This window comes from Pseudohalioglobus lutimaris (assembly GCF_002866825.1).
GTDB lineage: Bacteria > Pseudomonadota > Gammaproteobacteria > Pseudomonadales > Halieaceae > Halioglobus > Halioglobus lutimaris.
In genome coordinates, this window is the sequence record NZ_PKUS01000007.1 from 113,848 (window position 1) to 136,002 (window position 22,155).

Annotated in this window: 16 protein-coding genes; 11 read left to right on the forward strand and 5 right to left on the reverse strand. The window is 59.6% G+C overall.

Annotation, left to right across the window (positions count from 1 at the left end; translation table 11 throughout):
* Positions 1 to 40: 40 nt before the first annotated feature.
* Both C0039_RS07665 and C0039_RS07670 read left to right on the forward strand, forming a co-directional pair.
* On the forward strand, positions 41 to 781 hold the full coding sequence (locus tag C0039_RS07665) for a lysophospholipid acyltransferase family protein (protein WP_076000960.1): 741 nt from the start codon (positions 41 to 43) through the stop codon (positions 779 to 781).
* Between the two features lie 17 nt (positions 782 to 798).
* Positions 799 to 1,062: a hypothetical protein gene (locus C0039_RS07670; protein WP_076000961.1), complete on the forward strand. Its 264-nt coding sequence runs from the start codon at positions 799 to 801 to the stop codon at positions 1,060 to 1,062.
* Here C0039_RS07670 and pap read toward each other — a convergent pair.
* Positions 1,056 to 2,516, reverse strand: coding sequence for a polyphosphate:AMP phosphotransferase (pap, locus tag C0039_RS07675; RefSeq protein WP_076000962.1), 1,461 nt, complete (start codon positions 2,514 to 2,516; stop codon positions 1,056 to 1,058). The two genes, C0039_RS07670 and pap, sit on opposite strands and share 7 nt — an antisense overlap.
* A gap of 96 nt (positions 2,517 to 2,612) precedes the next feature.
* On the opposite strand from pap, the gene C0039_RS07680 reads away from it, so the two are divergent.
* The 3 genes from C0039_RS07680 to C0039_RS07690 are packed head-to-tail and all read left to right on the forward strand — an operon-like array spanning position 2,613 to position 8,679.
* Positions 2,613 to 3,233, forward strand: a complete 621-nt coding sequence (locus tag C0039_RS07680; RefSeq protein WP_076000963.1) for a class I SAM-dependent methyltransferase — start codon at positions 2,613 to 2,615, stop codon at positions 3,231 to 3,233.
* A complete protein-coding gene (locus C0039_RS07685; protein ID WP_133125960.1) occupies positions 3,230 to 4,990 on the forward strand; it encodes an autotransporter assembly complex protein TamA in 1,761 nt (586 codons plus the stop codon). The genes C0039_RS07680 and C0039_RS07685 overlap by 4 nt, the downstream gene beginning before the upstream one ends.
* On the forward strand, positions 4,987 to 8,679 hold the full coding sequence (locus C0039_RS07690; RefSeq protein WP_101517749.1) for a translocation/assembly module TamB domain-containing protein: 3,693 nt from the start codon (positions 4,987 to 4,989) through the stop codon (positions 8,677 to 8,679). Before C0039_RS07685 ends, C0039_RS07690 begins: the two co-directional genes overlap by 4 nt.
* Before the next feature lie 17 nt (positions 8,680 to 8,696).
* Here C0039_RS07690 and C0039_RS07695 read toward each other — a convergent pair whose 3' ends face one another.
* Positions 8,697 to 9,341 carry a YiaD family glycine zipper/OmpA-like lipoprotein gene (locus C0039_RS07695; protein WP_076000966.1) on the reverse strand — a complete coding sequence of 215 codons (645 nt, stop codon included), beginning with the start codon at positions 9,339 to 9,341 and terminating at the stop codon, positions 8,697 to 8,699.
* Positions 9,342 to 9,489: 148 nt separating this feature from the next.
* Here C0039_RS07695 and C0039_RS07700 point away from each other — a divergent pair, with 148 nt between their 5' ends.
* Positions 9,490 to 10,491 (forward strand): metal-dependent hydrolase, encoded by a 1,002-nt coding sequence (locus C0039_RS07700; RefSeq protein ID WP_076000967.1) that lies wholly within the window; start codon positions 9,490 to 9,492, stop codon positions 10,489 to 10,491.
* Here C0039_RS07700 and C0039_RS07705 read toward each other — a convergent pair.
* Complete coding sequence (locus C0039_RS07705; RefSeq protein ID WP_084179766.1) at positions 10,481 to 11,659, reverse strand: pyridoxal-phosphate-dependent aminotransferase family protein; 1,179 nt, start codon at positions 11,657 to 11,659, stop codon at positions 10,481 to 10,483. The two genes, C0039_RS07700 and C0039_RS07705, sit on opposite strands and share 11 nt — an antisense overlap.
* Positions 11,660 to 11,848: 189 nt before the next feature.
* Here C0039_RS07705 and C0039_RS07710 point away from each other — a divergent pair, with 189 nt between their 5' ends.
* Positions 11,849 to 13,381: an acyl-CoA synthetase gene (locus tag C0039_RS07710; protein ID WP_207796400.1), complete on the forward strand. Its 1,533-nt coding sequence runs from the start codon at positions 11,849 to 11,851 to the stop codon at positions 13,379 to 13,381.
* A gap of 57 nt (positions 13,382 to 13,438) precedes the next feature.
* Here C0039_RS07710 and ppdK read toward each other — a convergent pair whose 3' ends face one another.
* On the reverse strand, positions 13,439 to 16,045 hold the full coding sequence (ppdK, locus tag C0039_RS07715; RefSeq protein WP_101517752.1) for a pyruvate, phosphate dikinase: 2,607 nt from the start codon (positions 16,043 to 16,045) through the stop codon (positions 13,439 to 13,441).
* A 93-nt stretch (positions 16,046 to 16,138) separates the two neighbouring features.
* The gene (locus tag C0039_RS07720) at positions 16,139 to 17,026 is read right to left on the reverse strand and encodes an LLM class flavin-dependent oxidoreductase (RefSeq protein ID WP_101517753.1); all 888 of its coding nucleotides are present in this window, start codon (positions 17,024 to 17,026) and stop codon (positions 16,139 to 16,141) included.
* 294 nt (positions 17,027 to 17,320) lie between these two features.
* Between C0039_RS07720 and C0039_RS07725 the strand changes: the two genes are divergently transcribed.
* Genes C0039_RS07725 through rlmKL form a run of 4 tightly spaced genes read left to right on the forward strand, consistent with a single transcriptional unit; the run spans position 17,321 to position 21,916 of the window.
* On the forward strand, positions 17,321 to 17,887 hold the full coding sequence (locus C0039_RS07725; RefSeq protein WP_133125961.1) for a hypothetical protein: 567 nt from the start codon (positions 17,321 to 17,323) through the stop codon (positions 17,885 to 17,887).
* Entirely contained in the window at positions 17,884 to 18,969 is a 1,086-nt protein-coding gene (locus tag C0039_RS07730; RefSeq protein ID WP_076000970.1) for a hypothetical protein, read from the forward strand. Before C0039_RS07725 ends, C0039_RS07730 begins: the two co-directional genes overlap by 4 nt.
* Before the next feature lie 14 nt (positions 18,970 to 18,983).
* A complete protein-coding gene (locus tag C0039_RS07735; RefSeq protein ID WP_076000971.1) occupies positions 18,984 to 19,736 on the forward strand; it encodes a helix-turn-helix domain-containing protein in 753 nt (250 codons plus the stop codon).
* The gene (rlmKL, locus tag C0039_RS07740; RefSeq protein ID WP_101517755.1) at positions 19,733 to 21,916 is read left to right on the forward strand and encodes a bifunctional 23S rRNA (guanine(2069)-N(7))-methyltransferase RlmK/23S rRNA (guanine(2445)-N(2))-methyltransferase RlmL; all 2,184 of its coding nucleotides are present in this window, start codon (positions 19,733 to 19,735) and stop codon (positions 21,914 to 21,916) included. The genes C0039_RS07735 and rlmKL overlap by 4 nt, the downstream gene beginning before the upstream one ends.
* The last annotated feature ends 239 nt before the right edge of the window (positions 21,917 to 22,155 follow it).

Below are 22,155 nucleotides of genomic sequence, written 5' to 3' on the forward strand. Positions count from 1 at the left end.
CTCTGGTTTAATGCACAGCTTGTGATTTCCGGGGACCCCGATGAACGCTATTCGTTCTCTGCTTGTTTTTATCTGGCTGGTGCTGACACTGATTCCTTTCGGGCTCGCCCTGGTGTTTTGCTCCTTGTTCCTGGATGACAAGAAGCTGTGGTGGTGGTTTGCGGTGCCCTGGCTCAAGGGCGTGATTGGCGCGGCGCGGATTGTCGGTGGCGTAAAATATCGCCTGCATGGGGAGGAACACCTGCCTCGAGAGGAAGATATGCGCCGGGTAGTGCTTTGTTCCAAGCACCAGTCAACCTGGGAAACGTTCTTTTTCCCCAGTATGACCTCGCATCCCCTGGCCTACGTATTCAAGAAAGAATTACTGCGCATCCCGGTATTTGGCTGGTGTATCGGGCGCCTGCGCATGGTTCACATCGACAGGACCAAACGCTCAGAGGCCTGGAACAAGGTGGCGGAGCAGGGCAAGGTGCTGATGGATGAAGGCAAGTGGATCATCATGTTCCCGGAGGGCACGCGAACCGAGCGCGGCAGCAAGGGGTCTTACAAGACCGGTGCCAGCCGTCTCGCCATTACCAGTGGCGCCTGTATCATTCCGATTGCCGTGACCTCAGGGCGCTGCTGGCCAAGACGTTCATTTTCTTTCCTTCCGGGCACTATCGATGTCTCCATCGGTGAGCCGGTGTACACCGAGGGCCGGGAGCAGGTTGAACTTATGGACGAGATTGAGCGGTGGATAGAGGCGGAAATGCGCCGCCTCGACCCGGAAGCATATCAATAACAACGAGGAAGCGAGTTATGTCAGCTACGAAAATGGCAATTCTGGTCGGCTATGTCGTTCTCGGCGCGATGGGCGTGATCTACGCGGGAAGCGCTGTGGGGGATTGGTCGCTGCGCATACTGTTATTGCTGGCGGTGGCGCACGTGGTCGAAATGGCGGTCTTTTACAAGCGCTGCCAACAGGCCGGTGGTTCCATGGCCTTGCACCTGTTCAACGTATTTTTATTCGGCGTATTCCATGTCCGCGAGCTGGAACAGCCAGGCTCAATGCAAGGTCAGTAGAGGGCTTTCTCAAGGGTCCTGCACAGGGTCTTGATGATATGGATGCGAGCGTAGAGCTTGTCATTCCCGGGCACGATATGCCATGGCGCAAGGGGCGTGTGGGTTTGCGCTATCATCTGGTTTATCGCGCCCTCGTAGGCGGGCCACTTTTCCCGGTTGCGCCAGTCCTCTTCAGTGATCTTATGCCGCTTGTGCGGTTGTGCCTCACGGGCCTGAAAGCGCGCCAGCTGTTCATCCTGGCTGATGTGAATGAAGAACTTGGCGACAATGGTGCCGTGGCTGGTTAGCTCCGATTCCAGTTCGTTGATTTCCCTGAAGGCGCGCGTCCACTCCTCCTCACTGGCCAGCCCCTCAACGCGTTCGACCATCACCCGGCCATACCAGGAGCGGTCGAATAAAGTCGTGCGTCCGTCTCGTTGCAATTTACGCCAGAAGCGCCATAGATAGTGCTGCGCCAGTTCTTCATCGCTGGGGGCAGCGATCTGGATCAACTTGTAAAGACGCGGGTCAATGGCACTGGTTACACGGCGAATTGCTGAACCCTTTCCCGCGCCGTCCCACCCTTCAAACACGGTGACCAGAGAGCGTCGCTGGCGATAGGCCTCCCAGGCGAGGTCCTGTAATCTGGACTGATGCTTGCGGAGTTTGCGCTTGTACTCAGACCTGTCCAGGCATTTATCAAGATTAACGCAGGCGAGCGCATCAGCAGCCTCGGGCAATAAGGTCGCGGGCTCCTCGTCGTTCGCGAACTGCAAGCGGCGGTTGATGCTGTCGAGAATCACTTCCCCGGCTTTGACCTCCCGGAAACGGCGGTCCTCGGCATCGATGATATGCCAGGGGCATTGCAGCGTCTGGGTGCCGCGAACAAGTTCTTCCGAGACCGCCAGTGCGCGCTGGTACTTGCCACGCAGCTCATAGGGGTTATCGGTCACCCTGGGGTTTTGTTGACGTTTTGGCGCATGCTCCTCCAATTGGCGACGCTGGGTCTCTTCGGATACGTGAAGCCACAGCTTGATAATAATGGCGCCATCGTCCGAAAGCTGGCGCTCGAAGATATTGATGCGTTCGCAGGCGCCAGCGAAGGCCTCTTGGCTCAGGCGGCCATCAACGTGTGCCTGGGCGGGGTGGGTGTACCAGGAGCCAAGAAAAATGCCGATTTGTCCGCGCGGGGGCAGTTTGTTCCAGTAGCGCCAGAGGAAGGGGCGGTCTTCTTCCTCGTCGGAATGCTCCCAATAGGTGTTGGTTTCGATGCCCTTGGGGTCCATCCACTCGTTGAGCCGGTGCACCAGTACGCCTTTGCCCGCCCCGGCCAGTCCCGCCACCACAATGATCAGCGGGTGGTTTGTTTTCTCGATACCGAACTGCGCTTCTAGCAGCCGTTGTCGTAAAGGCAGCGCGCGCTGTTCAAATTCTGTCTTGGACAACGGCGTGTTGGCTTCAAACTGGTCAAACATCAGGTGTCCATTGTAGAGAGGCTCAAAGGATTACTTTAGCGTATTTTTGCCGCGGTGAACCGACTATAATCCGGATGTGTTATACCGGAGCCAACCATGGGATTCTACGAAAAGCATATACTTCCGCATTTTATCAATTGCGCCTGTGGCTCAAAGCCAATGATGAAGCAGCGTGAGAAAGTGGTCCCACATGCACGGGGCACCGTTCTGGAGATTGGCATTGGCACCGGTCTGAATCTACCTTACTACCAGGCATCACAAGTGGAGCGCCTGATTGGTCTGGACCCCTCGGAGGAGTCCTGGGTGCTGGCGGGCGAACGCGCCGCTCACGTTGATTTTGATGTGGAATTTATCGGCCTGCCAGGCGAAGAAATCCCGCTGGATGAGAACTCAGTGGATACGGTGCTGGTGACATTCTCCCTGTGTACCATTCCCGACCCCGTGGCCGCACTGCGCGGCATGCGCAGGGTGTTGCGCCCTGAGGGGGAGCTGCTGTTTTGCGAGCACGGCCTGGCGCCTGACAGTGGTGTGGTGAAATGGCAGAACCGCATCAATGGTATCTGGGGAAAAATTGCGGGAGGGTGTCACATTAACCGTGATATTCCTGCGCTTTTAGACGCTGGCGGCTTCACTGTCACCAATCTGGAGCAGCAATATATACCGGGTACGCCGCGTATCGCCGGCTACAACTACTGGGGTGGTGCCCGCTCAGCTTGATTCAGCAGTGGCGAAAATGGAGTAGCCTGGCGCTATTGCTGTCGGGCCTCTGGCATGCTCCCCTGGTCTGGGCAGAATTGCTGTCGGTCGAGTTGACAGGTGTCGAGGACGACCTGCGCAAAAATGTGCTTGCCTGGTTGGGTAATGCGCCAGAGACACCACAGTCACGCTCCAATTACCTCCACTCGGCACGGAGCAAGGTAGAGCAGAGTCTTAAGGCGCTGGGTTATTACCGGGCGGAGATAGATATGGACCTGAACCGCCAGGTCACTCCCTGGTCGCTGCACATCAGCGTCCAGCCCGGTGAGCCGGTGCGCCTGCGGAATATCGACATAAAGATGGTGGGAGAGGGCAGTACTGACTCCGCACTCACCGACCTGGTGGCGTCGACAACTCTGCGCCCGGGAACCGTACTCAATCACAGCGATTATGAGCGCACGCGCCGCGGTATCGCGACGCTGGCACAACAGCGCGGCTATTTCGACGGTGTGTTTGAAGCCGCCCGGGTTGAGGTCGAGCCAGTGGGCGGTACGGCCGATGTTGTACTGCATTTCGCCAGTGGACCGCGCTATGCATTTGGACAATTGCTTTATGACCAGGACATCATTCGTCAGGAGTTGTTGCAGCCGTTGATCAAGGTGCAGGAGGGCGAGCCTTACGAGCAGCGTAAGCTAAGTGAGACCCAGGCCCAGCTCCAGCGCACCGGCTACTTCTCCACGGTGATCCTGAGGCCGGACCTGGGCAGGGCTGAGAACGGCCAGGTGCCCATGGACATGACGCTGTATCCTGCCAAGCGACACAGCTTTGACCTCGGTATAGGGTTCAGTACGGACACCCGGGAAAGGTTATCCGTGACCTGGCGGACCCCGAAACTGAATCGACTGGGGCACAGTCAGGAAACTAGACTGCAGTACTCCTCTATCAATCCCAGCGGGCACTTCACCTATCAGGTTCCCCTTTCCCACCCGCTGAACGACGTACTGCAGTTCTGGGCACGGCTGGAGGATAACGAGTTTGGTGATCTGGACAGTAACCAGAAGGAACTGGGTATCAGGCGCGAGCTACGCAGTGGTCCGTGGGTTTACAGCTATTCCCTGCGCGGCCTGGATGAAGCCTGGGATGCACAGGGGCTGGATCAGGAAAGCGACTATTTGCTACCCGGACTGTCATTCTCCCAGCGCCAGCGCAAAGGCTCGCTGGTCAACCCCAGCTCCGGGTTCAGTCAGTGGTACCAGGTGGAGGCGGCGCACGGCGACTTCGGCTCAGATGTGGACCTGCTGCGGTTGAGCGCCAGGTTTGGGTATATCCAGTCGCTGGGTGCGAAGCATCGCCTGGTGTTGGGTAGTGATCTGGGCGCGGCGTTTGTCAGCGACAGTGATCGCGACCAGTTGGCTCCATCACTGAACTTTTTCGCCGGGGGCAGCCAGACGATTCGAGGATACAGCTACCAGTCGATCGGTAATGAAGTGACGGTGACAGGTGACAGCGGTGATCCCGTGCGCCTGGTCGTGGGTGGCGAGCGTCTGGTGACGGCAAGCGTGGAATACCAGTACAGCGTGACGGACAGCTGGCGCGGTGCCGTGTTTGTCGATGCCGGGGACGCTTTTGACGAGGGCGAATTCAATCTTAATGTGGGTGCGGGGGTGGGGTTGCACTATGTGACTCAGGTGGGTGCCATTCGTGTTGAGCTGGCTAATCCGGTGACCGATGATAATCCTTCCTGGCGCCTGCATGTCGCGATAGGAGCGGAGTTTTGAAGGCGCTGAGCTACGCCGCCGCCGTTCTGCTGCTGCTGTTCGCCCTGCTGTGTGCATTGCCTTTCACTGCATCGGGCACCCGGCTGCTTCTGCAGCTGGTCGAGCGCAGCGGTATCGTACAGGCGCAGTATCTTGCGGGCAGTCTGTTTGGTGAGCTGCGGTTGGCGCAGCTCGATATCGATGTGGGCAACGTCTCATTGCGACTCGAACAGGTGGAGTCGCGCCTGGATCTGGGCTGTTTCTGGGTCAGCACTTTTTGTTTCGAGAAACTGAGTGCCCGGTCCCTGTCCCTGGACGTCAGCGATGACCCCCAGGCTGACGACGTTGTCGATGGCGGGGCCGACGAGGGTGCGCGCCAGCTTCTTTCTATTCCCTATGCCTATGCGTTGCCTGACGTTTATCTGCAGCGCGTGAATGTCCGTTGGCCGGGTGGGCACTGGCAGCAGCAGGAGCTGCGGGCGCAAGTGGAGATTGCGGGGAGTCGCATCACGATTATTCGTGCCGAGGCCGAATCACCTGAGCTTGGCCTGACGCAGGACGCACAACCGGAACCCTCCTATGCGGGTTTTCAACCGTCACAACTATTCCTGCCGCTGGATCTGCGGGTAGAACACCTGCTCATGCAGCAACCTCGAGTGCTGCTGGGTGAAACGCAACACAGCCTGCAGTCTCTCGAGCTGGCGGGGTCGTGGCGAGGGGATGGTCTGGAGCTCAAGCAGCTGTCCATCGCGGCCGATGACATCGGGACAGTGGTGGCCAGCGGTTCTCTGACGTTCAAGAAGCAGTGGCCGCTGCAGTTGATGGCCGATATTTCGCTGGACGAAAACATGGAACCACCCCAGCTCGGCGGCAGAAGCGTCCAGCTACACTTGTCCGGGGGCCTGGATGATCTTCAGGTCAAGCTGGAATCCGCCGGTCTCCCTGAGGTCAGCCTTGACGGGTATGCCAACCTGGTTGCACCGGGACTGCCCTTCAAGGGGGAGACCAGCGTGCAATGGCCAGGGAAACCCCGCCTGGTTGAAATCACAGGGATCAGCGGCCCGCTCGCTGGGTTGCAGCTTTTGTCACCCGTGAAGGCGCGGGTCAGTGGCACACTGGACGCGCAGGACGTTGACGTTTCCGGCGAGTTCAGCGGGCAGGGTTACGCAGCGCTTGCCCTGACGCTGCGTGCCCGACTGCAGTCCTCGCGACTGTATGTTGAATCCCTTGAATTGCAGGACGCCGCCTCTGACAGTCACCTCGCGGCGACTGGTGAACTGGTGCTGGGGCCCTCCTGGTCGCTGGTTGCTGATGCCAGTAGCGATGGCATCTACCTGCCTCCGTTGCTGGCCCGTGAGCCCGGCCGATTAGCGGGAAAAGTGAGTTTACGTGCCAGTGGCGATGACAACGGCTGGCGCCTGCAATTGCCCGCGGTAAACCTGCAGGGAACGGTGAATGGCCTGCCCGCGCAGGTCGAGGGATATGCGGGGCTGACTTCCTCTCTGCGCTTGCTGCCGGGGAAACTGCAGGCGCAAGTCAACGGTGCGGAGCTGTCTATTGATACCGCCCGGGAACCGGGGAGTGACGCACAATTGAGCCTGCAACTGGATGATCTCGGTCGCTGGTTCGTCGGCGCCCGTGGTAGCCTGGCATTGCGCGGCACCGGCGGCCTGGATCGACAGGTGATGTCGATAAACGGGGTGGCCAGTGATATCACGCTGGCGGGTATGGAGATACCCGAGGCGACATTGCGGCTGGACTATGCCGGCGCTGACCAGGACATAGAGCTGCTGTTGCAGGCCCCGGCTATCCGCCGTGACAGCTACCACCTGAACGCGGTCACGCTCTCAGTGCTTGGGCGTGCTGCAAGTCACCGCCTCCTGCTGTCTTCACAGGGGAGTATAGACGGGCAACTGCAGGTTGACGGTGCCATGGACAACGACCAGTGGCAGGGAACACTGCAGCCCACTGAACTGGGGACCTCCGCAGGGCCCTGGGTACTGGATACGCCGGTGCTTCTGGGCTGGGACGCCCAGCTGGGTACACTGCGGATTGACGGCCACTGTTGGCGGCATCCGGATTTCGAACTCTGCGGCCAGCAACTGCTGGTTGGCAACACCGGTGATATCGATGTTCGGCTAACTGGCGATGTCAGCGCATTTAACGGCGTGCTTCCAATCGGCCTGCGGGTGCGTGGTGGATTGCATTCGGAGCTGAAGCTGGCCTGGGCAGAAAACAGTGCGCCGACCCTGGAAGGTGTGGCGCGCGTTCGCGACTTGCAGGTCGAACGACTCTACGGCATGGGAGAGAAGGTTAGTATTACCTGGGAGTCGATGAACCTTGAGGCCTCCCGCCAGGGCGAGTCGCTGGCGCTGAGCGGCGACGTGGTGCGTGAGGGCAGGCGAGTGCTGGTCGTCGACGCCCTGTTGCCGCGGGCCGCAGACCAGCAGATCAGTGGAAAATTGACGCTCGACGCGCTGCAACTCGCGGTTTTCTCTCCCTGGGTTACCGAGCTATCTACCTTGCAGGGGGCCCTCAGCGGTGTGCTGCAGTTGCAGGGTACAGCGGCTAAGCCGCAGGCCATCGGCAATCTCAGCCTGCGCGAGGGCAAGCTTGTCGTCGTCGGCAATCCCACTGAACTGACTGCGCTCAATCTGGACTTGCAGCTCGACGGCGCAACTGGCCAGTTGCAGGGTCGCGGGCTGCTCGGCGGCGGTGAGGTAAGCCTCCGTGGCAATATACTTGCGCATCCGCAGCTGAGCCTGGAACTGGCGATCAGCGGAGAACGCCACCAGATACTGCTTCCGCCGAGTTCGGAAATGCTGGTTTCCGAGGAGCTTTCGCTGCTGCTGACCAATAACCTGCTTGATGTGGGTGGCGATATCCACGTGCACGAAGGCGTGTTGCGCCACGAAGAGCTGCCGGAAGGGAGCGTTGGGATATCTCGCGATGTGGTGGAAGTAGATCTGCGCGGTAACGTAATTGGCGAGGACCGGCCCTTCGATGTGCGGGCGGATATCCGGTTGCATTTACGCGAGCATTTTCGGGTAGAGGGCGAGACTATCAGCGCCACCCTGGGTGGGGAGCTCCAGCTGCGTCAGGAGCCGGGCAAGGCGCTGCAGGTGTTCGGCAACCTGAACCTGCAAGGGGGAGAGCTGTTCGTTTTCCGCCAGCACCTGCAGGTGCAACGCGGTACCATTGCTTTTTCGGGCCCGCCGGAAAACCCGGAACTGAATATCGCCGCAGAGCGCGAAATCCGCAGCGATGGAGTGACCGTCGGCGCCCGTTTGACTGGCGCGTTGGATGAGCCGCTGCTGGAGGTGTATTCCGAACCGGTCATGTCGCAGGGTGAGGCCATGTCCTACCTGGTTCGCGGGCGTGCGCTGGATTCGGGGGCCGGGGCCGACGGGACAGCTCTGGCACTGTCTCTGGGCGCGGACGTCGTCAACCGCAGCGGCATCGTTTCAGGGCTTAATCGATTGCCACTGATCAGTAATATCGCTTTTGGCGCCACTGGCGAACAGGATGACACCGCCGCGACGGTCAGTGGGTACATCGGGAACCGTATCTACGTGTCCTACGGCATTGGGCTGTATGAGCCGATCAATGTGCTCACAGCGCGACTCTACCTGCAGAGTCGCCTGTGGCTGGAAGTAATGAGTCGCCTGGAAAACTCGGTCGATCTCTATTACTCCTTTGACATCCGCTGACACACCGCTCGCGGAGTTCAGCTCGTCTTCGGCAGGATGTACAGCTCTACCCTGCGGTTTGTGGCCCGCCCCTGTTCGCTACTGTTGTCGGCGATAGGCTGGTCGAAGCCGGCGCCTACAGTCAACATGCGGTCCCGGGCGACCTGTCTGGTGACGAGGTAATCGGCTACGCTGGCGGCGCGACGCTCCGACAGGTTCTGGTTGTACTGGCGGCTGCCGGTATTGTCGGTGTGGCCGGTGACGCGCAGGGTGGTGTCGGCATATTTGGCCAGTACCTGGCCTACGGAATTGAGTGCCGGGTAAAAGCTGCCCCGAAGGTTGTAGGAATCCGTTTCGAAGGTGATATGGCCGGGCATGATAAGGCGGATGTTGTCGCCTTCGCGCGCGACCTGTACACCGGTACCCTGCAGTTGCTCACGCAGTTTGGTTTCCTGTACATCCATATAGGCGCCGACGCCCGCGCCGACAATGCCGCAACCCAGCGCAGCGTTGCGCGCGTGCTTGCTCGAGTCGATAGCGCCTATCAGCCCGCACACCGCCGCGGCACCGCCGCCATAGGTCGCGGCCTTACTGGCCTGTTGCTCACCGGTGTAGGGGTTGGTTGTGCAGGCGGCGAGCGTGACAATGGCGCTGGCAGCGGCGAGGGTTCTGATTGTTGGCATAGATGTTCTCCTGTTGGTCTCGCCAGGTTCGACTGCATTATTCGGCTGGCGTTCTGTAAAAAAGTGTAAAAATAATACCCAAGGTAAGGTGGTGGGAGGGAAGTGATTTCTGTAACTTTGTGGCCTTTACGTTTGTCATGAGGCTGTCATGGACCCGATGACCCAGGGCGTGCTGGGCGCTGCGCTGCCCCAGTCCACCAGTAATCCCCGGTTGGTTGCCAGTGCGGGGCTGCTGGGGTTCCTCGCCGGCATGGCGGCTGATCTCGACGTGCTGATCCGTTCCAGCGAAGACCCCCTGCTGTTTCTGGAGTATCACCGCCAGTTTACCCATGCCCTGGTGTTCATTCCCATCGGTGGTGCCATCTGTGCACTGGTGTTGCATCAGTTACTGGGGCGCAGGCGCGGGCTCAGCCCGGCGCAGAGCTGGTTGTTCTGTACGCTTGGCTACGCTACGCATGCGCTGTTGGACAGCTGTACGACCTATGGCACCATGCTGCTGTGGCCATTCAGCGAACAGCGCTTTGCCTGGAATACCATCTCGATCATCGATCCACTGTTTACCCTGCCGCTGCTGTTGGCGGTGGTGCTGGCCGCCCGCCTCGGGCGCCCGGCACTGGCTCGCCTGGGCCTGGCCTGGGCTATCGCGTACCTGGGCCTGGGGCTGGTGCAGCGCGACGCTGCGCAGGACATGGGACTGGCGCTGGCTGCCGAGCGTGGCCATACACCGCTGCGGCTGGAAGCCAAACCCAGTTTTGCCAATATACTGGTGTGGAAGGTTGTCTACGAAACGGGTGATCGCTATTACGTTGACGCGGTTCGCGCTTCCCTGTGGCCGCGGGTCTACCCGGGCGATTCAGTGGCCAAGCTGGTGATTGATCGCGACCTGCCCTGGCTGGACCCGGCGTCGCAGCAGGCCAGGGACGTAGAGCGGTTCCGCTGGTTCAGTAATGGCTATATCGCCAGGGACCCAATCTACGCCAACCGCATCATGGATATCCGCTACTCCCTGCTACCCAATGAAATTACGCCACTGTGGAGTATCGAGCTACAGCCAGACGCCGATGGCCGGGATCATGTCCACTATCGTACCCATCGCGGGTCTGGTTCAGACAGCGTCTCGCTGCTCTGGGACATGCTGATCAGGCGCTGAACACAGCACTCGCCGCGTCCAGGGCAGCTCCCTTCTTTATGCTCGCACCCTGCCGGCTGAGCACGGCTTCCAATGCGGTAAGGCAGTAAACCACGTTGCGTTCGGTACTGGCGGAGCCCATAAGACCGATGCGCCATGTCTTGCCCGCAAGGGCACCCAGCCCGGCACCGATTTCCAGGTCATAGTCGTTGAGCAGTGCAGCGCGCACAGCACCGTCATCCACGCCGGCCGGGATATTGACGGCATTGAGCTGCGGCAGGCGATGTTCGGCAGCCACCGCCATGCTCAGGCCCATGGCTTCCAGTCCGGCCACGAGGGCGCGATGGTTACGCAGGTGACGGGCGAAGGCTGCTTCCAGGCCTTCTTCCTGCAGCATCACCAGTGACTCATGCAGCGCATACAGGTCATTCACCGGGGCGGTATGATGATAAGCGCGTTTGGCGCTGCCTCCCCAGTAGCCCATCACCAACTGCATGTCGAGGAACCAGCTCTGCACCTTGTGACTGCGGTTCTGGATGCGCTCCACTGCTCGCTGGCTGAAGGTGACGGGTGAAATGCCGGGGATGCAGGACAGGCACTTCTGGGTTCCTGAATAGACCGCGTCCGCGCCCCATGCATCCACCTTCACTTCGATACCCGCCAGAGAGGTGACTGCATCAACGATCGACAGCGCGCCGTTTTCCCGGGCCAGGGCGCAAAGGGCCTGGGCGTCGGAGCGAACCCCGGTGGATGTTTCCGCGTGCACGAAAGCCAGCAGGCTTGCCTGTGGGTGCTCCGCAAACGCAGCGCGCACCTTGTCAGTGCTCACCGGTTCGCCCCAGGCGTCCTCGACCATGACTGCGGTGCCGCCGCAGCGCTCCACGTTTTCTTTCATGCGTCCACCGAAAACCCCGTTCTGGCAGACAATAACGGTGTCACCCGGAGAGACCAGGTTGACGAAGCAGGCTTCCATTCCAGCGGACCCTGGCGCGGATATCGGCAGGGTCAGCGCATTTTCTGTCTGGAATGCGTACTGCAGCAGCTCCTTGATTTCGTCCATCAGTTGTACGAACAGGGGATCGAGGTGGCCGATGGTAGGGCGGGAGAGGGCGCCGAGGACCCGGGGTGAGACATCGGAGGGGCCTGGCCCCATCAGGGTGCGTTGCGGGGGGAAGAAACTGCTGGTCATGATCGATATCCGGGGGCTGGAAAATACAAGGCGCGAATGTATCAGGTTTTACGGCCGGGCTTAAGTCCGACGGATAAATACCGTTCATTGATCAGGTCTATGTGGCATTGCGAGCGGGGTAGTTGAGCCCGGGCAGAATCCATGGTTCACTTCCCGGTCGTAGTATATTAATTAAATAAGGATACGACCGTGAATCGACCTGGAATTGAACCGAATTTCGCCGGTGTGATGTTGCGCCGTGCGGCCCTCAACCCCGAGCGCACAGCGCTGGTGTTTGAGGAGCGCGAACTGCTCTATAGCGAATTTGCCGATCGCGTGCGCAGACAGGCCCAGTTGCTGCGTGAGGCCGGCGTCTGCGTCGGGGACCGTGTAGGTTATCTGGGGTTTAATCATCCTGCACTGCTGGAGACGCTGTTTGCGGCACAGACACTTGGGGCCATTTTCGTCCCCTTGAACTTCCGCCTGACCGCGGAGGAACTGACTTTCATTATCAACGATGCCGGTATCCATTCGCTGTTTGTCGACGATACCCTGCGTCCGGTGTTGGAGCCGGCGCGCGACAATCTTTGCTGCCGGGAGTTCTTCGCCTCCGAGAGCGAGGCCGACGGCTGGCGCCACCTGGACAGTGAGCGCGATGCGGCCCAGCCCATCACCAGCGTTGTATCCGTTGACCAACACGATATAGCGGTAATCATGTATACCTCAGGCACCACCGGGCTGCCCAAGGGCGCCATGTTGACCCACGGGAACCTGATGTGGAACAACATCAATGCGAGTATGGCGTTCGGCGGCACCCGGGATAATGTCATTCTTACCGCAGCGCCGCTGTTTCACATTGGCGGCCTCAACGTGATGACCCTGCATTCTTTCCACCTCGGCTCCAAGCTGGTATTGCTGCGTAACTTCGATGCAGTTCAGGCGCTGGAGAATTTCGAGCGCTACCAGGTGACGCATATGTTCGGTGCCCCGGCGATGTACCTGTTTATGTCCCAGCAGCCGCAGTTTGCCGATACTGACCTGAGCTCAGTGGAAACCCTTATTTGCGGGGCTGCGCCCGTTCCCGAGTCGTTGATTGAGCTCTACGGGGCTCGCGGCGTATCGTTCTGCCAGGGCTATGGCCTTACCGAGACGGCACCCTTCTCCGCATTCCTCACACCCGAGTTTGCAGTGAGTAAACTGGGTTCCGCTGGCCAGGCGCCTATTTTCAGCGACACCCGCATCGTCGATCCCGATAACCAACCCTTGCCTGCAGGGGAAAAGGGTGAGATCTGCCTCGCCGGCCCCAATATTATGAAGGGCTATTGGAACCGTCCCGACGCCACCGCTTCGGCGATCGACAGCGAGGGCTGGTTCCATTCCGGGGATATCGGCTACCTGGACGAAGACGGCTTCCTGTTTATCTGCGACCGCCTTAAGGACATGGTGATCTCAGGCGGAGAGAATGTGTACCCGGCCGAGGTCGAGGGCGTGCTCTACAAACACGACGCTATCGCCGAGGTGGCGGTGATTGGTATGCCGGATGAAAAGTGGGGAGAGGCGGTCACCGCAGTTGTCGCCCTGCACGAGGGTCGTTCGCTGACGCTTGAGGAATTGCGTGCATTTGCCGACCCGCACCTGGCACGTTACAAGCTGCCGCTGCGCCTGGAAATAGTCGATGCCCTGCCGCGTAACCCCGCCGGCAAGGTGCTCAAATTTGTGCTCAAGGAAGATATGTCCGGCTGAGGCATTGGTTTGGCGAGGCGCGTTGCCGCGCCCCGTCAACGTCCGGCCCGTTGCGGGTCAATCGTCCTTGCTCGCCTCCACGTGGGCCTGCGCCGCCGCAATGCGGGCGATAGGCACACGGAAGGGGCTACAGGATACGTAGTCCAGCCCGAGGTTGTGACAGAAGCGGATGGAGCGCGGGTCGCCGCCGTGTTCGCCACAAATCCCGTACTTGATTCCTTTTTTGACCCTGCGGCTTTCGGTGATTGCCATTTCCATAAGACGGCCTACCGCACGCTGGTCCAGGGTGACAAACGGATCCGCGTCCACCAGTTTTTTCTCGATATAGCTGGTGATGAACTTTCCCGCATCGTCACGTGAGAAACCGTAGGTCATCTGTGTGAGGTCGTTGGTACCAAAACTCATGAACTCCACCTCGGGTGCCAGGCGATCTGCCCCCAGCGTGGCCCGCGGCGTCTCCATCATCGTGCCCACCTTATAAGGCACTGACACCAGTCTCTCGCGCAGTACTGCCTGTACCCCCCGGTCTATGATCTCGCTGATCAGGCGTATTTCGCGCACATTGACCACCAGTGGAATCATGATTTCCGGCTTGGGTTTGAAGCCCTGTTCCACTGCATCGGCCGCTGCACTCATAATCGCCCGCACCTGCATTTCGGTGATCTCCGGGTAGACGATGGACAGCCGGCAGCCGCGGAAGCCAAGCATGGGGTTGACCTCGGCCAGGTCCTCGGCGATTGCGCGGACTGTTTCCACGGGCTTGCCAACCGACTTTGCCAGGGCCCGCATATCCTCCTCATCGTGGGGCAGGAATTCGTGCAGCGGTGGGTCGAGCAGGCGGATGGTCACCGGCAGGCCGTCCATCACCTTGAATAACTCGAACATGTCGGCGCGCTGGAACTCGAGCAGCGCATCCAGGTACTTCTGCCGCTCTTCGCTGGATTCAGCGAGAATCATGGCGCGCATCTTCTCAATGCGGCTGGCTTCAAAGAACATGTGTTCTGTGCGGCACAGGCCGATGCCCTCGGCGCCCAGTTCCCTGGCCTTCGCCGCGTCTTCCGGTGTCTCGGCATTGGCGCGAACTTTCAGGCGGCGGTGTTTGTCTGCCCAGGACAGCAGGGTCTGGAAGTCGTCGGATGAAGACGCTTCGGTTTTGGGTATGTCGCCAAGCATGACTTCGCCAGAGGTGCCGTCGATGGTAATGGTGTCACCGCGGCGCATTACCACGCCTTCGTCAGTTTGCGCGGTGCCTTCTGCGTAATTGATGGTGAGGGTGCCGCAGGCGGTGATGGCGCAAACACCCATGCCGCGGGCAACCACGGCAGCGTGAGACGTCATGCCTCCCAGTTCGGTGAGTATGCCCGCCGCGACCTTCATGCCGTGTATATCTTCGGGAGTGGTCTCCCTGCGCACCAGGATAACGGAGCGGCCTTTGGCGGCAACCTCTTCTGCTTCCTCTGCGGAAAAGACGATTTCACCGGTTGCACCGCCGGGGCTGGCGGGCAGGCCCGTGGCCACGATGTCTTTTTTGGCAGTGGGGTCAACGGTGGGATGCAGGAAGGCTTCAACGTGCTCGGGCGACACCCGCATCAGCGCTTCACTCTCGGTGATCATACCCTCACCAACCATCTCCACGGCGATCTTCACTGCTGCCCGACCGGTGCGCTTGCCGCTGCGTGTCTGCAGCATATAGAAGCGGCCTTCCTGTACCGTGAACTCCAGGTCCTGCATGTCACGATAGTGTTTTTCCAGTAGCGCCTGGGTTTTATATAATTCCTCGTACACTTCCGGCTGGCGCTCGCGCAAGGCTTCTACCTCCAATGGCGTGCGTATGCCTGCTACCACGTCCTCGCCCGCAGCGTTGAACAGAAATTCACCGAAGAATTGCTTCTCTCCCGTAGAGGGGTTGCGGGTGAAGGCGACGCCGGAACCGGAGTCCTCGCCGAAATTGCCGAATACCATGGCCTGTACGCTGACAGCTGTGCCCAGGGTGTCGGGGATGTTGTTCATCTCCCGGTAGATGATCGCCCTGGGGGTGTGCCAGGATTGGAACACGGCCTCCACGGCCATCTTCAACTGCTGGAACGGGTCCTCGGGAAAGTCGACCAGGGTCTTGTAAATAGCGATGATGGCCTGCCAGTCCTCGGCGCTCATCTCCACGTCCTGAACCTTGCCGTGGGTTGCCTTGTATTGTTCTATTTCATGCTCAAACTTTTCTCCGGGGATACCCATCACCACGTCGGCGAACATGGAAATGAACCGGCGGTAGCAGTCGTAGGCAAACCTTGGATTGTTGGTTTTCGCTGCCAGGCCCGCAGCGATCTCATCGTTCAGGCCGAGGTTGAGTATGGTGTTCATCATGCCGGGCATGGACACCGGCGCACCTGAACGCACCGAGAACAGTAGCGGGTTTTCCGGGTCCCCAAAGCGGGCATCCATTTGCTTTTCAACCATATCCAGAGCGACGCGGTATTCCTGCTCCAGCAGCCGGGGCAGTTTGTTGCCGGTCTGGAAATATTCCCTACAGGTGTCGGTGGTAATAATGAAACCAAATGGAACCGGTAGTCCCAGGGAGGTCATTTCACAGAGGTTGGCGCCCTTACCGCCCAGGAGTTCACGGTCATCCCTGTTGCCCTCGTTGAAAAGGTAGACTCTTTTAGCCATGTCATTGTCTCGCGGTGCTAGTGTGTTGTTTTGGTTGGTGGCGCAGTATACGTTACTTCAACGCCTGGCGAAGAGCTTGTCGTGGGCGCAGCTTCAGCCTCTGGTTTCCAGCAGTTCGGCCAGCCTGTGAATTTCCGCCAGTTCGGCGGTGGCGGGGACCAGGAATACCTCCTCGCATCCGGCGGCCTCGGCGTTGTCCAGGCCTTGCAGCAGTGCGTCTGCTGAGCTGCGGTGCACGCTCTCTGCCATCATTTTAGCAATCTCCGGTCCGGCAATAGCCAGGTATTCGTAGACGTAGTCGTAGAGCTTGCTCTGGCCGTCGTCTGCGAGGGTGTACCAGAAGCCGCCCAGCCGATAGGGAGCAGTATCACGGTCGGCCCGGGCCCAGGCGGCATCGGCCATGTCAAAGCTGCGCTGCAGTTCCTCGCGCTCGCCGTTGCCTGACCAGGCGTACAGGCCGTCTGCCCACTGGGCGCAGCGCTCAATGCTCTTGGGCCCCATGGCACCAGCCAGCAAAGCAGGCGCCTTTGGCCAGGTCGGAGTGGGGCCGATAGGGCCACCTCCGACAACAATTTCTTCTCCATTCCACACCTGGTGCATTTGTGCCACCTGCTTGTCCATACGGCCATAGCGACCGACGAAGCGCGCGCCCACTGCTGCATAATCCAGTTCCCTGCCACCATAGCCCACGACGACCTTGTTGACCCTGCCACCGGAAAGAATGTCCAGTGTCGCGATCTCCTTGGCCACGCGGGTCGCGTTATGCATCGGCAGCACATAAAGCGTTGGGGTAAGTTCCACACGCTGTGTGGCCATAGCCGCCGCAGAAAGAACAACGCGCATGTCATAGGTGGGCCCGTGTACCCGTTCCCCACAGGAAATAGCGTGAAAGGGGCCTTCATCTACTGCCTTGAACCAGGCCAGGTAGTCTTCCCGGTTGAGTCCGGCCTTCATATAGGGAAGGCACACGCCAATCTTCATGAATTTTGTCCCCGCGCTGTGTCGTTGATCAGGTCTTACCAGTTTAACTCAGAATGAACCCTGCACCCGGCCTCACTGGACGATGCTTAGTGGAATGTGAAGTTTTGTAAGTGCGCACGCAACAGGACCTGTGTGGGGTAAACTATCGCCACTATGTTGCGCATCCTACCTAATCCGTCGTCATTATATACGCTGTTCTGCCTTCTTTTACTCGCTGGTTGTACCTCAGGGTCCCCGCCACCGCAATCCGTTGTCCGCAGCGTGCAGGCTGTCGATTTTTCCGGTGCGTGGGAGGTGGATTACAGCCAGAGTGAGAATGTGCGCGAGGCTTTCGACGTACTGATTCGCGAGCTGCAGCGCCAGGCAGAGCGCCAGGCCCGCAGTATGTCACAGGGCGGGGGTACCCTGTCGACCAGTGGGGTAGGGATCGGCAATGGTGCCAGCATCTACGCGCTTGCGCGCATGGCGGAGATTGTCACTGAACCGCAGTTGCTGGATATCGAGCAGAGCGAGCACCATATCAGCGTAAAACGTGACGGCAGCTTTGCCCTGAGTTGTGAATTCCACAATGGTGGATTTGATAGCCGGGAGTCAGTCCTGGGTAATGAGATCTGCGGCTGGGACGGCCATCAGCTTCTATTCCAGGTTTACCTGCCCGACGGCCTGACGATATACCACCGTTTCACCCTGGGACCAGACGGCGAACGGATCAATATTGCCACCACACTGCGCTCGGATCAGGTCGCGTCGCCATTCGCGCTGGATCGCGTGTATCGGCGCTATGACCCCAATGCCAGTGGAATACGCTGCAAGCAGACCCTGAGTAAGGGTCGCGTCTGCACGACGGAGCGTCCGCGATGAGTTGGAGATTACTGGCCGGTGCAATCACCCTGAGTCTGCTGCTGGTGCACCCGGTACTGGCTCAGGACGCAGCGCTACTGGATGTCGGGGTGGTAATTTTCGATCCGGGTGTGGCGGAGGATGTCGCCGTTCCTGCAGCCGCGGGCGTGTTTCCCGAGATTCGTCGAGCGGAGTCCCGCTATCTCCCGGTGAGTCTGCGACGCCTGCTGGAGGACACCGGGGAGTGGGGTGTGGTGCGCGTCCTGCCCCACGGCGGTAGTCTCTCTGAAGTGTTGGTCGAGGCCCGTATCCTGGAGTCCACCGGCCAGAGCCAGCGGCTTGATGTTGTCGTCACCGATGCCACCGGGCGCGTCTGGCTGCAGCGCGAGTACCAGGACCAGGCGCAGGCCTCGGACTATCCAGTGCCGGCGGGGTCGCATCCCTTTATCGATCTCTATCGCGAGCTTGCCGCTGACCTGCTTGCTGCCCGACAGGGACTGACAGCGCAGCGCCTGCGGGACATCCGCCGGGTGGCGCTTATGCGTTATGCCGCGGATCTTTCGCCCGAGGCATTCGCCAGCTATCTTTCGGCCGGTGGTGCCCAGCCCTACCAGCTACAACGCCTGCCCGCTCGAGACGACCCGATGATCGAACGCGTCATGCGCATTCGTAACCAGGAGTACCTGTTCATCGACAACGTGGACGAGCAGTACGGCCGCCTGCACGATGAGATGGCGCCGACCTACGCGCTCTGGCTTCAGTATGACCGGGAGCAGTCGTTGTTCACCTCGGACTATACGCAACGCGCAGCCGGCCGGGAGAAGCAGGGGAAGCGCGGTAGTTTCGCGGCAATGCAGCAGAACTACTATGCTTATCGCAGCTATCGCTTGCAGCAGCAGGGTCTTGAGGAGTTGGCGACCGGGTTTAATAATGAAACGGCACCTACGCTGTTAGAAACGCAGGGCAGGGTATTTCGCCTGACTGGCACTCTGGATAATCAGTATGCCGAGTGGCGGGGCATCCTGCGTGAAATTTTTGCCCTGGAAATGGGGCTGCCGGCAGCCGGGGAGTCAATCAATGACTTCGCGACACCGCCACAATAGGCTATCCTAACGTTATGGCTAAAGACGATACTGATCATGATTCGCTGCTTCACTCCCTGCGCCGGCTGACGGGCCAGGTGGCGGGCAGTACCTTTGAACTGGCGCGCAACACTGCCGCCATGACGGCGATGTTCGGGGAAACCTGGCTGCGCACCACAGTACTCAATCAACTGGAACCAGAGCGCATGGAGGCAATGGCCGAGGCCGGGCACTTCCTGCGCGACGCCAGGGAAACAGCCGGCCTGTCCATCAAGGAACTCGCGGAGAGCCTGGGTGTTTCGGACAATACGGTGCTGGAGGATATCGAGCGGGGGCAGACCATTATGCCCCTGGAGACGATGTTGCGCGCCGCATCCTTGCTGGCACGTCACGATCCCATTCCCTTTCTGATCAAGTTCATGCGCACCTACAATCCGGCACTGGAGCAGACACTGGAACAGCTGGGTGTGCTTACCATTCCCAAGCACTACGAGCGTGAACGGCGTTTTGTGAATCTCTACCGGCAGCACGATGTTTTGCGGTCGTTCACTGACGATGAATACGCGCGTTTCATCAAGTACATGGAGAGTTCGTGTAACCTGGTGCTCGATGTAATGGCCAAGGAAAAAGCGGCTAATGAGCCCCGCCGCTCGGCGGCACGCAGTACTGCCGGCAGCAAAAAAACCACCTCGGGCCGTAAACCCGCTGCGAAAAAGACCGCAGCCGCCGCAAAGAAACCCGCTCCCAAGCGCAAGCGCGCTCCCACCGGCAAGCGTAAGAAGGTTTGAACTCCGGGTCAGACCCTGCGGGCCAGTGGTTTGCTGCCTGCCCCAGGGGTATTGAAGGGCTACTCTCTGCTGAACTCCTCACTCTGGGCGCTGGCTCCACGCGGGAAACCGTCGCGGGGGTTTATTTCGAGGGGCCCCGTGCCATGGGCTATCGAGCCTGCCTCTGGTCACGACTAGCCAACCGTATCCTGCGTCCTGTGATCACCGTAGACGCGGCCGATGGCGATCAGATGTATGCCCAGCTCAAAGCGTTTGACTGGTCGACACTGTTTACCCGGCGGCAGAGCTTCGCAATTGATTTTTCCGGCGAGAGCCGCAGCATACGCAATACGCAATACGGGGCACAGCGCTGTAAAGACGCTATCGTCGACTGGTTTGTTGATCACGCCGGCGAACGCCCGGACGTCGAGCGTCGAAGCCCGGATATCCGTCTCAATGTGCGCCTGAGCAAGGGGCGCGCGGTGGTCTCTGTGGATTACTCCGGTGGCTCATTACACCAGCGCGGCTATCGACAGAAAGCCGGTGCTGCACCGCTGAAGGAAAACCTCGCCGCAGCCATCCTGCTGCGCGCCGACTGGCCGGGCATGGCCGCGCGCGGCGGTGGTCTCATCGACCCGATGTGCGGCTCGGCAACGCTCCTGGTTGAGGGCGCAATGATGTCCGCCGATATTGCCCCGGGCCTGGGCCGCCGGCGGGTTGGTTTTGAACGTCTGGGCGATTTTAATGAGCCCCAGTGGCAGGCGATCCTCGCCGACGCCCGGGGCAGGGCCGAGCGCGGGCGGGCAAGCCAGTTGCCAGAGATTCGAGGCTATGACGCTGACCCGCGGGTTGTGAGCAGGGCGCAGGAGAACATCGCGGCGGCGGGACTGGAAAAAACGGTGCGCGTCAGCTGCAAGCCGTTGGCGGAGCTGAAAAAGCCCACACATCGCCCAATGCCCCGTGGTTTGTTGGTCTGTAACCCGCCTTACGGCGAACGTTTGGGAGAAAAGCGCAGCCTGATGTTCCTCTATCGCCAACTGGGCGAGGTGATGGCTCGTGAGTTTCCGGACTGGGACGCGGCGATATTTACCTCGGACCTGGAACTGGGTAAGGCGACAGGGCTGCGCAGCCATAAGCGTTACCGGCTGTTCAATGGCGCCCTGGAAGCACAGCTGTTGTTGTTCCATATGCAGGGCAACACACTCAGCGAAGCCAAACCTGCGGCGGGGGATCCTGGCGCAGCGCAAGCAGGTGGGGAGTTGAGCGATGGTGCGAGAATGTTCGCCAATCGTATTCGCAAGAACCGCAAGCGGCTTGCCTCCTGGGTAAGGCGCGAGCACATAGAGTGTTACCGGCTCTATGACGCGGATATGCCGGAATACGCTGTAGCAGTTGATCTGTACGGTGAGTGGGCGCACGTGGCTGAATACCAGGCGCCCAAGGGCGTGGATCCGGACGCGGCAGAGCGGCGCATGAACGAGGTGCGCATGGCATTGCCTGAAGCCCTGGGGATTTCGCCGGAGCGCATTGTCTACAAACAGAGGCAGCGTCAGCGCGGCACTACCCAGTATGAAAAGCAGGACAGCAGGCAGGATTTTTTCAGTGTGAGCGAAGGCAGCGCGCGTCTGCTGGTCAATCTACACGACTACCTGGATACCGGCCTTTTCCTTGACCATAGGCCGCTGCGTTTGCGGATTGCCGAGCAGGCCCGGGGTAAGGATTTTCTCAACCTTTTTTGCTATACCGGCGCGGCTACGATCCACGCCGCGCTGGGTGGTGCCCGCTCTACCACCAGCGTCGATATGTCCAATACCTACCTTGAGTGGCTGCGCAAAAACCTGGCGCACAATGGCCTGGGGGAGAGCCAGCATCAGCGTGTGCGAGCCAACTGCATGCAGTGGTTGAGTGAGCACAATGGTGAGTATGACCTTATCCTGCTGGATCCCCCGTCATTTTCCAACTCCAAGAGTATGGATAGCAGTTTTGATGTGCAGCGCGACCACTCGCAACTGCTGCGCAGCGCCATGGCCCGGTTACGTGAAGGAGGGGTGCTGTACTTTTCCAATAATCGGCGAGGTTTCAAACTCGACCCGGCTCTGGAGGAGGAGTTTGCGTGTGAGGACATTACGGCGAAGACCCTGGACCCGGATTTCCAGCGTAACCGGCGTATCCACTGTTGCTGGCAAATCACTGGCCGCTGAACGCGAAACAGTGCCTTGCCGGAGTAGAAAAAATTATGAAACTCGCCAACGATAGGGTCTCAGGCGTGAGTGATCGCAAACGTTGACCCGGGAATAATATCCACACTCAGAAAGATATGCCTATTTTCATAGTATTTTTTTCTTTGCGCTTGAATAAAACACTATAAAAAATTCGTAAGTCATTGATTTATTAATTTAAAGGCCGCCTTGCGCTGCGCCGCTACAGACCGGCGCCGCGA